This window comes from Nonlabens dokdonensis (assembly GCF_002162835.1).
Taxonomy (GTDB): Bacteria; Bacteroidota; Bacteroidia; order Flavobacteriales; family Flavobacteriaceae; genus Nonlabens; species Nonlabens dokdonensis_B.
Genome location: NZ_MAAX01000112.1, coordinates 1 through 13,982, shown reverse-complemented (window position 1 = coordinate 13,982; position 13,982 = coordinate 1). Strand labels below are relative to the sequence as shown.

Below are 13,982 nucleotides of genomic sequence, written 5' to 3'. Positions count from 1 at the left end.
CTCCAAAGGTTCCCTCTCGTCGCTTACCAGTATTCAATTCGTCTATATCGATAACATCAGCAGTCATGGACATCATTATCGTGAACAAACTTCCTATTCCAAAAGAAAATAATGGCAAAGCAAATATGTACATCCACGGTTTTCCAGGAATGAATAAAAAATAGAGCGTTATATAACCTATAATAGAAATACCTTGAGCCACCATGAACGCTTTCTTCTTCCCTATTTTCTTAGAGAGAGCCGTTACAACAGGTATAACTATAAAGGTAGTACCTAGAGCTCCTAGGCCTCCAAAAAGCGCTACCCAAATACCAGCATCTCCTGCGTTGCCATTGAATAGTTTGTACACAATAACAAAAAAAGTAAGGGACGCCACTGTGTTGAATGCATTGAAAATGAAAAATGTGGCAAAACACAATTTTCTAAATTCTTTAATTTTAAATGCTTCACTAAAACTTTTAATAATAGAAGTAAGGCTTTGACCTACGTTAGAAAAACTTAGTTCTTCATAATCTTCATCGAGAGTAGATTTGCTTTTAATAAATAATGCCGGTACCATCGCACAAATAGTACAAGGTATTGCCACCCAAATCGCAAGCTCACGTGCAGCAACATCTGCAGAGGGAAACCACTCTGGATCGTACATTATTACCCAAAAACACGGTGCGATTACCCAAGCCCATTGCCCTATCCACTGAGCCGTAGCCATAATACTCGTGCGCTCATGAAAATCGTCACTCATTTCATATCCCATCGCCACATAGGGAACACTAAAAAGGGTAAGCCCTAGATAGAAAATTACAGACCAGAAGAAGAAATACCAGAAATTATATTGTACAGAATTTTCTTTAAATAATTGCCACATAAAAATGTAGGCAACTCCCATAACTATTGCCCCTATAAATACATATACACGTCTTCGACCCCATTTGGACTTTGTGTTATCAGAAATAAAACCCATTATAGGATCTGTAATTGCATCTAGCAATCGAGGAAAAAGATAAATCATTGCCCACAATAGCCCGGTAAATGCTAGATCCTCAACAAGCACAACCATAAATATGCCTAGAATAGCAGGAAACATTTGATTTGCTAGCATTCCTAGCCCAAAAGCAATCTTCTGACCGAAATGAACTTTTTGTGTAGAAGTGGACATAGTAGTTAGTTTTTAGTTGGTATCATTACAGTATGCAAACTTTGAGGACCTAGTTTGATGTTGATCTCGCTTTCGCGAAAGCGTAACGAATAACTTTTATCCACCATGCCTTCATTAAAAACTACTACAGCAATAGTTCCATCAGGATTTTTTGCGGCGGTAACCATCAAGTCTTTATCTGTATTATTTGCTTCAATCACCTCAGCACCAGGTCGTATAAACTTGCTGAAATGTGCCATGGTATAATATAATGGCGTGAAGTATACCTCATCATTTTCTGGATCTACAATTACAGGAGCCGCACACCAGTTTTTAAACCAGTTAGGACCACCTTGTTTATCAAGGACCATGTTCCAGTCTACCCAGCCGTCAACCCAATTGTTCATACAGCCTATGATATCGCGAGCATAACGATTTACAGGAGCATACTTAGGATGTAAGTATTTTTCTTCTTCACTTGCCCAATCCCAGCCCCAATCTGTTGCTTCTTTAGACCAGTACCATTTATCATCTTTCCAGGCTGGTACTTCAGAATCTACACAACCTTCTGTCTCGATTAAGTATTTATCTGGAGCCTTATTATGGGCATATTGTAATTGCTCTGGGAAAACTTCATAGGTACTTTCATACCAGTGAATCGCGGTACCATCAAAATATTTTGATGATGCTTCATCTCTGTACATTTCATCTACCCATTCTTTAAGTCCTGCTCTATTCTGATCATACCCCAATATAATTTTATCTCCATGACCATCTGCTTCTAGTTGAGGACCTAAATGAAACTGAACAAAGTCGGTCATTTCTTTAGGTGTGTAGTGCATACTTTCCCAGTTATTACCATTTCCATGAGGCTCGTTTTCTACGGTAAAACCCCATATAGGAATACCTTCTGCCTCATAAGCATCAATGTATTTAGAAAAGAATAATGCCCATGTATCGTAATATTTAGGTAGTAACTTACCTCCTACCCAATCATTATTATCTTTCATCCATGGAGCTGCTGTCCATGGTGAGGCAAAAATTTCAAAACCATCTTCTGATGCTGCCATAGCATCTTTAATCATAGGGATTAAATCCTCACGATCTTCTTCGATAGTGAAGTGCTCTAGGTTAACATCATCTTTTACTGGTGAATAGGAATATTGCGATAATGAAAAATCACAACTATTCATATGTGTGCGTGTTAGAGAATAATTTGCTCCTTCTCTAGAGAAATAAGCATTGATAATTGTGTCTCTGTTTTTTTTACTTAATCGATTTAGTAAATAAGCAGAAGATTCAGTAAATGCGCCGCCAAATCCAGTAATGGTTTGAAAACGTTTATCTTCATTAATAGTGATTACGGTAGCGCTGTCTACATCAGTAAAAGGTGTTACCTGTGTGAGGTTATTTCCCGCAGCAGATGTTTCATAAATCGTTACATCAAGTGGACTGACCTCAACTTTAGGTTGAGAATCGTTTGGACTTTTACAACTTGTCATAAGAATAATGAGTAAACCTATTGATCCATAAAGTTTTAATTTCATAAGCGTTTGTTTTATCCTTCTTCATCTTCCTGCTTGCGTAACTGATTCTATTTTAATGGTGGTACGTGCACATCCTTCATTAGTTTATCCACTTTACCTTCATACGTTTTTGTAATCTTCTTACCATCTCTGGTAAGACCCTTGAATTTTCCTTGATCTACAAGGTCCCATAGAGCATATTTTGCCTTTCCCTTAATGGTGAATAAACCAAAATGATTTTCAGAGCCTCTAGGGTTTTTAGCATCTTTCCATTGCTCATCAAAGGCTTCAAAGTAAAAACAGGCAATTCCCTCACTAGTGGTCCAATCTCTCATCAATTGGTAGAATTTAGCAGACTTATATTCGTCTGTAGCTCTAGAGCCATCTGGTCCATAATGACCATTTGAAACGGTCGCCCATCCAGTTTCTCCTATGTGTACAGGTTTTTCTACTCCTATGACCTTCATATAATCTACTACACTGCGGTATTGAGACTTTGCATAATCTAATGATTTATGCATCGCTGTATCAATTTTTTCTAGATCTGTTAAGCTTTTTTCATAATTCAACGTTCCCCAAAAAACAGGATTATAATGTGTATCATGCATAGGGTAAGTATGCAGTGAAACATAATCTACTGCTTTAAGTAGTGCTGTCAAATCTGGCGTATGATAGATATAATCGCCACCACCCCAAGAGGCAAAATTATCTGAACTGGTGATCCATAAATCAGATGGTAGTTTTCCTGTTTTCTTTAAATCTTGTAGATGATTTACCCATTTAAGAATGACTCCAGGCTGTACATAATAACTTGCTGCCCATTTTACCATCGCCTCGTTACCTACGGCAATGATTTTTATAATCTCAGGATACTGATTTGCCAGCTCGACAGCTCGTTTTATTTCTCCAGCATTTGCCTCACTCTCAACATTATGATCTGGCTCTAAATCAGTCCAAGCATTTTTACAGTCGATCCAGGCTCCTAACATCATGTACATTTCAAATTCAGGATCTTCTTTTTTGAGTTCTTGAATTGCCTTTGCAATATTTGATGCTTGCGGTAACTGTACATTATAAGTGCGCAAGATTTTGATACCCATCGCCGACAATATTTTCATATCTTCTTTGAGCTGGTTAACTGTAGGTTGCTCGTCTCTAGTTTTTGCTCGATATCCACCATAAGAAATGGCTAAATAATCTGGATTTGATAAAATTTCTTCGGCTGATTTCATTTTTGGTTCTGGCACTATTTCATTGGGCTCCTTAGCATCTTTACAAGCTGTAAAAACGATTAAAATCATTAGTAAAGATGTGGTTAAGGCCTTCATGACTGGTTTAAATTTTATGTAGGTTAAGGATTCCGCTTTCGCGAAAGCGGAAACTAAACCGTTTTACTTGTTATTTTTCAAGATGTACTTCTATGAGTTTAATAGTTTTTGCGCGTTTAAAAAGCTGCTCGCTGGTATTATGATCAAGTTGAAGCTTATCAAATGAAGTCTTGCTTCCATCATTAAAGGATACCTGGACTGAATTCTTACTATTGCGTTTATAAATCACAGGAACTTGACAATACGTAAAAGCTAGTGAGCCGGCGGCAATGTCTATAGATTTTTCTTCCTGATTTACATCTACATAATTAAATACTCTCGCACTTTTAAGGAATTCTTGATCACGTAGTAAACTAGGTTGAAAATGAAGCCTACCTTCTTTTATAACCAGGCCTAATTCACCAAAACGGCTTAGAATATCTTCCTTTACCTGCCCGGTCATCCCTGGTTGTTGAGCACCTTTAGTAGCTGGAGTGTGTGAATAAGGATCTGTAGGCACTGCTCCGTACAACTCTGGTGATTTATGAGCACCTATTCCCGCTTGAATCTCATAGTAATGATCTAGCATTTTACCTATTACTGAAGGGCTAGCTCCTTCATTGATAGCCTTAAGACTACATTCTTGTACAGCAAGTAATAACTTAGAAACCATGTGCCAGTAAATGGACCCCAAACCTTCATACCCAAAGAAGGTCCCAGATCTACCGGTAAATGCTTTATGATTAAACACGGCCTCAAATGTTTTTTCTAATTGCTTTTGCTCTTCGGCAATTAAATCGGCATAGAGATGGTCTAGCTCTGTAAGGGCATTTTTAAGGCTATTTACATTATTAAATGTTGCATTAAAATGGTAGGTACCGTTTAAATCTTTTACGATTATCTGTTTGTTCCCATTTCCTAAAAGTTTTTGCAACAATTTAGATTGAGCTACAAGATTATTAGGTATAATATTGCGCTGCTCAAATCCTGGTAAATTTTTGCTAGGATATAAAATGTAACTGTATTGATCTGGTCTAAAAAGAGCACTTGCTTTTAAACCTTCCATAACTTGAAGAGCCTGGTCTGAATTCAAATATCCCGAACTTAGAACAGCAACTTGACCTTCTAACATTTCTGATAAATAGGATATACTTATATCTCCATTATCTTCTAGTGTCATCAAATTATAGGCATGATACATATTATCAAAACGCTTATTTGCGTCTATACTATGATCTAAGTACTTTAAAGTGACCTGGATGAAGTCTAGTAAATCCTCTTTAGATACATCTTGCTTTTTCCCTGAAAAATCATTGTTATACACCTGTTCACGATAATCACTGGCTGGCTGTGAGAGTCCGTCTAAAATAGTTCTACGCTCATCATTAGAAACTCTACCATTTAATGTTTCTCGATGTGCTTTAAGGGTTTCATTTACTTCATTAAAAAAGGATTCTAATTCTATAGAAACTGCCGTTTTCTCAAAGTTAGAGCCTGCGATAAACCCTTCAAAGTAGTTTAAAAAACGTCTTAGATAATAAAGCGTTACCATAGAAACACCGTTTCCAACTAGAGCATTATTTGCATCATTCCACTCTGGACGCTGTGTATTTAACCATATACCAGCTTCAGGAATGAAATTAGACACCTTAGCAAGCACAGTAGCTAATAGCTTTTCTATAAGATTAACTCTATAAATTTCATGAGAATTATCTCTCAACAGTGCGCCATCAGCTCCTAATTTAACTCTTCTCTCATCGATGACTTCTTGTAATTTATAATCAAAGTCAATAGTATCCTTAGGGTTGTTTAAAATATCACTGTAAGGTTTAATCTTATAAGGAACATTTGCATAAACAAAAACATCTTCATTAATAAAGCTTGCTAACTTATCTGGATAATGGTTTCCTATAAATTCTAAGAATTTGAGTAAATAAATGATTTGGTGATCACCCCAATACCCTATGTAGGACCACGGATCATCTTCTTCTATAACTTCCCAGTCAAAACCTCCTTTAGTAACACGATATGGGTTGTACCCATCAAAGGTGGTGGCGTTTAAAAATTTATGAATCATCCCTTCAATAAACTCAGGATAAGAATGTGCTAGTGCTTCCCAATTTTGGAAAATATCGCGCCAGTTTCCTTCATAATCAAGAATTTTAGAACCGTCTATCTCGCTACGTGTATTGATGGAGAACTTATTCCATGGTCGGCTAGGATCACCATGTCTTCTACTAAATTTTAATGGTAGGTATTCTATAACTAATCTTTTAAAATGAAGATCTTTATGAGAATTACTCAAATCAATAAGAACTTCTTTCTGAAATGTATCAGACAGTGCGTTTAAAAGTTCTTTAGTTTCTTCATATACCTCTTTATTAGCATTTTTGATATAATCTATAAAATCTTCTTTTTCTACAACATAGTTATTATCAAAAATTCCACCACGCATTATATTGAACATGGTATTTGCAAAGTGGCGATTATTAGTAAGTGGATCTTCAGTAAGCTGTAAACCGTCAGAAGCTGCGATGAGCTTTACTAATTTCTCACTTCCTAAAGCAATATCATTATTTAAGTGCTCGATCAAGCTAGGGTTTGTCTTTACTTGATTTGAAATATCTGTAATGGATACTATGGTTTGATTAACATCTGCAACATAGTACCATTCCTTTTTACTGCTTGCGTCTAATTTAATATCAGAAATAGTGAAGTAAGCACCTTTCTCTGCTTTGATATCATTTTCTTGATGTACTTCTATACCTTTTCTAAAATTTTCTAACTGAAGGCTTGACATTAGGTAGGTAGGCTTATCTATACCAAGTGACCAAGCAATATTTGCTTTTAATGCTTCACTAGGTTCTGCTTTATCCACTATAACAGCGCTTAAAGCAATAATTCCTATTCCAGTTTCTTGTTTAAGTTCAGATCTTTTATAAGCATCTACTAAATTACTTGAGGCTTTTTGTAAATCTTCACCTACTGTGGCAGGTAAAATATTTTGCAAACCGTCTAAAACAGTTGTTGTGACTTCTTCAGTACCATCGTTAATAAGCTCAGATTTTTTTACAAAACCGTATAAATCGCTTGAGTTCCAGTGGTAACGATAAGTAAGTTTAAGATCATGATTGATTTCTTCAAAAACTACCTTATTACCGTAAACGTTTTTATATAAATTACAGGTGGTATTATAGATGCCTTTAAATCGATTTGCAAAAGGTTCCCATAAAAATATACGATGATCTTTCTCTACTTTAATAATGGTTTTACTTCCGGTAACATCACTAGATTCGGTTATTTTATCATCTGTATAGTAAGGAAATAAAGCCGAATCACTATTCTTACGCCCAGCAGTTAAACCTCCGTTACTAGAGATAAACATCCAGTGGTTTGAATCACTCACAATGCTCATAAAAAATGGGCGCATTGCATCATGATTGCTTATCTTATAATATTGCTCATTCTGGAATTCTACTAGCTCTCCTTTAATATCTTTCTGGTTAAAGGTAGCTTTTTGATTGCCTAAGTAAATTTCGTTATTGGTCATTATGCACGTGTGCTATCTAATAGCTTTTTAGATCTTTAAAAAATAAGTCTTGATATGTTATAGGTATTCCGCTTTCGCGAAAGCGGAAAAAGTATCTTATCTAAGAGAACAGGAATCATCTATTCGTAAACTCGTACGTAATCTACATACATAGTCTGTGGATATACGACATCGGGACCTGGAGCGCCTACAAAGCTTCCTCCTACTGCTACATTCATTATTATGTAAAACTCTCTATCGTTAAATACCCAATCTCCATTTACGTCTTCTGGAGTGATTTGATTATACAAGACATCGTCCACGTAATAATTAATGTAATTGGGTCCCCATTCTATACCAAAAATGTGAAAATCAGTATCAAAGCGGTCATTTACTAAATCATAAGATTTAGTTACAGCATTGCCTCCTGAATAACCTGGACCGTGGACACTACCATGAGTAATTGTAGGCTCCTGACCTCTATATTCCATAATATCTATCTCACCTATATTAGGCCATACATCTGCACCATTGTTATCATCTCCTAACATCCAGAAAGCTGGCCAAATACCTTGTCCCCACGGAAGTTTTATCCTGGCTTCAAAACGACCGTATTTTTTCTGAAATTTACCTTTTGTTAAAATTCTTGCTGATGTAAAACTGGAACCTTCAAAATTTTCCTTTTGAGCTATAATTTTTAACATACCATCTTCTACAATAACGTTCTCTGGTCTATCTGTATAATACTGTTGTTCATTATTTCCCCAGCCAGGAATACCTTGAGCACTTCCATCACCTATTTCATAACTCCATAAGGAAGAATCTAGAGCTCCACTAGTATCAAAATTATCTTCTAGAACTAGTTTATTTAAAGCGGTTATTTCTTGTTTCTCATCTGGAGAGCAACTTATGATAACGGCAATAAGCACTACAAGTAGGCTTACATTGATATATTTTGAAGTGAAATTCATATTCGATTTATTTTGAGTAGGTATTTTTAAACAAGGTTTAAATGTTGACAATGGTTAGTGCTGCCTTAATTAGTTACGGAAATAAAAGTTATCAATGAACACATCGTTTGCATTTGTAGGTTGACCTACAATTATGTATTGCCCTAGATTTGATCTATTAGTAAGTCCAGTAAAGTCTGATAATGGAATATCGTGATTAACCCATTGCCCTGTCACTGGATTAGTAATAGTTACTTCATGTTCTGAATCATCAGCAGTTCCGATGGTGTTATCTGCTCCTAAATCTACAAGCTTGAGAGCAAATGATGTGTAATTTGCAGACCACGTATCTATGCGTACATGTGTCATGCTAGATGCGTCTACGCTATTATTTAAGGTTTCTATACCAGCAAATCCTAATGAAGCATACTTTTTAATATTATCTCCAGAAACAACCTCATTTGTTAAAACAGTTGAAGCAGATGACCATGGAGTTCTAAATGTGTCAACTGGCACATCTGTATATGCATCACTAAAAAGAGAGATAACATTGCCTGCAGGATCAGTAGGACTTGCCGCCGGCGTAGATGGTGATGTAGGTTCTCCATAGAAATAGATATTATCTAAATAAAAGTTAGAGAGAGGAGATCCATTTATATTTTCATAAATAATTAAACCGATGTTAGATTTATTAGCTAACGTTATAGGCACATCAAGTGTTACCCAAGAGTCTGCAACAAAGTCAGAACCATTAAAAAATATTTGCTGTCTCGTATCATCTCCTCCACCATCAGCTCCATCTGGTCCAAAATCTACTACAGATATTAGAAAATCTAAATTTGCTGGGATACTTCCAGGAATATACATATTGAGATGCAGGTTAGATTTATCAGTAATATCAATGGTAGGATTTGCAAACTGATTACCTACAAAATTGAAATTAGTATAGTTTAAAATGTTATCTCCATTAACATCAAAATCTGCGGATAACGTAGTTTGAAAAGGCTCCCAAAATCCGTTATAGAAATCTACTGGTACGTTAGTATAAAAATCACTAAAAATGGATATTACGTTTGAAGGATCTCTTGTAGGTGTAGGTGGTAATTGAAAAGTACCAAGAGAATTTACAGTTATTGAACCAGCTGCATCGTTACCACCAAGCGTTGCTGTAACGGTGGTAGTTCCTGAAGTATTTATTGAAATAAGACCAGAAGTATCTACAGTTGCAACACTAGGGTTAGAAGAAGTAAATTCAAAATAATTAGGCGCTGCGATAATATCAACATCATTACCAGTTCCTAAATTAAACGTTTGAATTAAGTCTGTAACTTGAGAAGTGACACCTATAAATGAGGTAAGATTAACATCTTGTCCATTTACAATGGATGGTCTAGGTTGAGCAATGGTTCCTAACTTTTCAAATCTTAACTCATCAATCCATAAAGTATATCCAGAACCATTAGTACTTTGCGTTCCAGCCGCATATCTTAGAAGACCGCGTTCTTGTGTCAATTTAGAAGCGTCGGGAATAGGTATTACATATTTAGTCCAGTTTGTTCCTACGCTAATATTTGTTCTCGTAGCAATATATTTATTTTCTAGAAAATCTTCTCCAAATCCTATTTCTCCAACAGATACACCTTGAGAAGCTTTTGCCCAAAAGGTTAAGGCGTCATATTTAGTCAGATCTCTTCCTGCACCATCAACTCTAAAAATCCCACCTGCGTAAGCACCTAGAGGATCATCACTATTAGGTACATCTATTCTTATGGATGCATTGCTTTGATAACCTTCTTCATTATCAACAGAAAAAGCGGTGAACTTAGAGTCAGCATACGGGAAATAGAAATCACTTCCTAATCCTACCGGGCCATCTGTAAATACTTCAGGTGTTGATGAAAAAGTCGCTAGCACTGCATCATCAGACAGTTCTCTTTCACAGCTTACTAAGAAACCTACGGTTACTAAAAATAGACTGCTTATTCTAATGTAATTACTTATATTTTTCATGCTTTTTTAGTTTCCAATATTAATGTGTATGTAAGTTCTAATTTCCCATTCTGTACCATCAGGGAATCCCACTGAGCTTATAGGTGGAACTCCAAATTCTGGTGCCACGTTAGGTGAATATCTAGGCGAAAATTCATTCATAGTTCTCCATGTACCTCTAATTCCTACAACCGTGCTTGGTAAAATGAACCAGTCTGGTTTCCCTAAAGATGTGGATACATCAAGCATTAATTGAATAGGATAAGTCAAGTTAAAATCTCTATGATAATCAAATGGTCCCCAATCATTAAATTTAAAATGAGTCTGAACCATCATCTTGTTATATATCATTCTAATATCACCACCATATCTTTTGATCAATCGCTCGCTATCTCCATTTGCTTGACCATTACCGTAGAAAAAGTTTCCTATTATTCCTAAATTAGGACTCAATTTTGACACCATACGAGTATGTGCCTCCCATAAATCTTCTGCCGGAGCAGAATTTGGAAAAGCGAAGAAGGTACGATCTGCCTGAAAACCGATATGCGCATCTTGAGTTGTCGGTAAATGACGGAAAACAAATCCTGCGCTCATGGCAAATTTTGCGTCTTCAGCTCGATCGTTATTCCATTCGTACATCCATGTTCCAGGAGTAGGGTCAAAAGTGATCAATATTTCTCCAGCAGTTGTTTCTCGATTTCCTCTCACTGCAAATGGGTCGTCAATTACATTTCTTAATCTACCAGGAGCACCAACATCGTTAGGCATAGGATCTACAAGTGGTTGTTGCCATAGAAAATTAGGTGCAATTTGAAAATTTCCTACTGTATAAGTCATTCCAGCAAGAAAATTAGACTGGTTACCGCTACCATTGTCTTTTAGTTTCCATCCTGTAAAAGTTTGTGTTTGATCTGCACCGCCATTTGCAACAAGTCCCATTACTCCTCCTTGAACATATGCATTAATCTTTCCTCCTTGATAAGTGATTTTACCTTTTCCACCCCAGTTGTCTTTAGAAGAGACTACATCATCAAAAACAGTGTAGTTCCCAGAGCTACCGGTAACGTCTTGGTAAGTGGTTCCATTTAAAGGACTTCCAGCCCAGATTCCTCCTAATGTAAATCCAAAAGCACCAATTTCTCTCTCTAAAACTAAAGTAGCTCTCTCCGTTGGGAAAGGCGGAATAATACCACTTCTTACTTGATTTTGATCTAAAACACGCCTACCGGTTTCATCTAACTCGATATCTGTCTCAAAATCTCTATGATAAATTCCAGTAATACCCCATTGACCTACTTTACGACTATATTTGATTAAAGCAGTAGGATTTGCGCCCCACCATAACTGCGGACCAAATGCTGCTTTGACACCATCTGCAATTCCTTTTCCATCAATTTCAAATCCAAGTATTTCGCCTCCATAAATATCAAGGTTAGGTCCATAATTAGCTTCTGGATATAAAGCAAAAAAATCACCTTCATAACCCCAATGATAGTGACCTGTTCTGTAGAAACCTCTTAAATCAAAATCCTTAGCATTCCATTCAAATTCTGCATCATATACGTTAACTCTATTAACATCATTCTCGATTACCTGCTGACCATTACTATCTAACGAAAATACTGGTCTAGCTCTATTCTCATAAAAAATTTCATCAATTGGGTTCTCTGCGACCTTACCGATGATATTGAAGTTCACATTTGCTCTCATGTTAGAGGCAGGCTTTCCTTCTATACCTACAAAGTAGGATTGCATATGATCAAATCCTAGTTGATTTGGAAATGTTTGAGAATCTGGATCAGGAGTGTCTGGAGTGGTAATCAAACTTCCACCAGTATTGAAGGTGGTAAATTTTGCAGTAAGTCTACTTATTCTCAACTTTTCTGCACCACCACCACCTAGCGCTGCTTTGTCGCCTCTAGCACGTAAAACCGCGTCCATCAACTCGATTTCATTGAAATAACTTTGAAGACTTTCAGCCGTTACTTTATTATTATATGGATCCAAGTCATGAACTTCCTTTAAGGCGTAGTATGATGCACGTGGATATAGATCATAGAGACCTCTTTCATTAGGTCTGCCTTTAGCACATACACCAAACCACTCTTCATTCATGTTTTTTGAACCGTTTTTAGAGTCAATTGTATAACCAGCACTCGTCCATACTGCCTCGGTATTATGTATATCTAAATCTTCTGTTTGACCATCTTTCCACCAGCCGTCTGCCCATTGAAAAGTAAAACCACCTATTGAATTACCAGATTTACCCAAACCTGAAGCATTAGCATATATCTCCTTCCAGTTTTCTACCATATAATAAGCCTGCATCTTTTGATCTTCCTTATTTGTAATAGCATTAAAAGCATCAGCACCAAACTCAGCAAACATCATAGGTTTATTCAGTTTCGTTTTCACAACTTCAAAAGCATCACCAAAAGATTTTCCCCTATACATATTAGTGGCATAAATATCTAACTCTGTAACATGTTCGGCTACAAGATCAACATATAGTAAATCTCCATTACAAATAGCTATAGGATGATTAGTATCAATTTTTTTCATCTCTATAATGGCATCATTCATTAGCTTATACATTGCTCTAGCACGAGTAATGACCGTTCCTTCTGTTTCTATCGGAATATCCTCGGTAGCTGCGCCACCCCACGAAAGCCCATAGTTATTTTCATTTCCTAACATAAACATTAATAGACCTGGAGTATCTTTAAACTCTTTGGTCATATTAATTGCTTCTTGAATAAGATATTTTCTTGCTCTAGGATCTGCATATTCAGTATTAGACATCCAGGTACCATCTAGTGTCACACCATAACGACCAAATGAATGGTTTATCATGGTATGAATCCCATAATTTTTGTAGATATATTCAACCCATTTAGGCTGTATTCCGGTATATACACGAATGGTATTGACACCCATGTTTTTTAACAACCCCATTTCATTCTCAAGGGCAGCTTCAATAAAATCGTCTGGTTGAGACCAGAAGTTATATGAATAATTAGTTCCTATCGGAACATAATCCCAATTCATTCCATTTATGATAAAGGGCTTGCCATCTACTAGCAATGTTTGTCCATTTGCACTTTCAAAGACGGAAACATCTTGGCTCTGAGAAAAACCAGATGCTACAACTAAGAACATGCTAATTGATAAGAGAATAAACTTCATAAATTTGGTGTTAAAAAGGTTGGTTTTTAAAAATCTAGTTGCCTTCGCATTTTTGATTTTTAAATATATAAGAAGAGATAAAAAAAGAAACTATAACTATCTCAACAAAAAACATACAGATTAAAAATAATTTGTAAAATCCATTTTCCACAAACACAAAACAATCATATAACTGAACTTCAACATTTTAAACAATTAAAAATCTTAATGTTGATCAATTAATAGACAGAATGATGTAGTAATGATGAGTTCAATACCGTTTAAAAAACCAATAATTAAATCTCAACAATGTAACTTGTTAAGCTTTCCTCTCTACTTAGAGCCAATTTTTTACGCAAACGATATCGTTTTATCTCA

At 36.1% G+C, this 13,982-nt stretch carries 7 protein-coding genes; all 7 read right to left on the bottom strand.

Annotated features, from left to right (window positions below; genetic code table 11):
- Positions 1-1,156, bottom strand: a 1,156-nt coding sequence (locus A9Q93_RS07365) for an MFS transporter (RefSeq protein ID WP_303686740.1), incomplete at its 3' end; no start/stop codon positions are given.
- Positions 1,157-1,161: 5 nt separating this feature from the next.
- Entirely contained in the window at positions 1,162-2,637 is a 1,476-nt protein-coding gene (locus A9Q93_RS07360; protein ID WP_303686742.1) for a glycoside hydrolase family 30 protein, read from the bottom strand.
- Positions 2,638-2,729: 92 nt separating this feature from the next.
- The gene (locus tag A9Q93_RS07355) at positions 2,730-3,893 is read right to left on the bottom strand and encodes a glycosyl hydrolase family 17 protein (protein ID WP_303686741.1); all 1,164 of its coding nucleotides are present in this window, start codon (positions 3,891-3,893) and stop codon (positions 2,730-2,732) included.
- A 166-nt stretch (positions 3,894-4,059) separates the two neighbouring features.
- Positions 4,060-7,518 (bottom strand): hypothetical protein, encoded by a 3,459-nt coding sequence (locus A9Q93_RS07350; RefSeq protein ID WP_303686739.1) that lies wholly within the window; start codon positions 7,516-7,518, stop codon positions 4,060-4,062.
- 119 nt (positions 7,519-7,637) lie between these two features.
- Complete coding sequence (locus A9Q93_RS07345) at positions 7,638-8,468, bottom strand: glycoside hydrolase family 16 protein (RefSeq protein WP_303686738.1); 831 nt, start codon at positions 8,466-8,468, stop codon at positions 7,638-7,640.
- A 69-nt stretch (positions 8,469-8,537) separates the two neighbouring features.
- Positions 8,538-10,457 carry an Ig-like domain-containing protein gene (locus A9Q93_RS07340; protein WP_303686737.1) on the bottom strand — a complete coding sequence of 640 codons (1,920 nt, stop codon included), beginning with the start codon at positions 10,455-10,457 and terminating at the stop codon, positions 8,538-8,540.
- Positions 10,458-10,463: 6 nt separating this feature from the next.
- Positions 10,464-13,625, bottom strand: a complete 3,162-nt coding sequence (locus tag A9Q93_RS07335; protein ID WP_303686736.1) for a glycoside hydrolase family 2 TIM barrel-domain containing protein — start codon at positions 13,623-13,625, stop codon at positions 10,464-10,466.
- Positions 13,626-13,982: the final 357 nt, after the last annotated feature.

What these genes read in the sequence shown, in the direction of transcription:
- A9Q93_RS07345 (WP_303686738.1), bottom strand. Translation starts at nt 8,468, where the DNA reads ATGAATTTCACTTCAAAATATATCAATGTAAGCCTACTTGTAGTGCTT.
- A9Q93_RS07340 (WP_303686737.1), bottom strand. Translation starts at nt 10,457, where the DNA reads ATGAAAAATATAAGTAATTACATTAGAATAAGCAGTCTATTTTTAGTA.
- A9Q93_RS07335 (WP_303686736.1), bottom strand. Translation starts at nt 13,625, where the DNA reads ATGAAGTTTATTCTCTTATCAATTAGCATGTTCTTAGTTGTAGCATCT.
- A9Q93_RS07355 (WP_303686741.1), bottom strand. Translation starts at nt 3,893, where the DNA reads ATGAAATCAGCCGAAGAAATTTTATCAAATCCAGATTATTTAGCCATT.
- A9Q93_RS07350 (WP_303686739.1), bottom strand. Translation starts at nt 7,518, where the DNA reads ATGACCAATAACGAAATTTACTTAGGCAATCAAAAAGCTACCTTTAAC.
- A9Q93_RS07360 (WP_303686742.1), bottom strand. Translation starts at nt 2,637, where the DNA reads ATGACAAGTTGTAAAAGTCCAAACGATTCTCAACCTAAAGTTGAGGTC.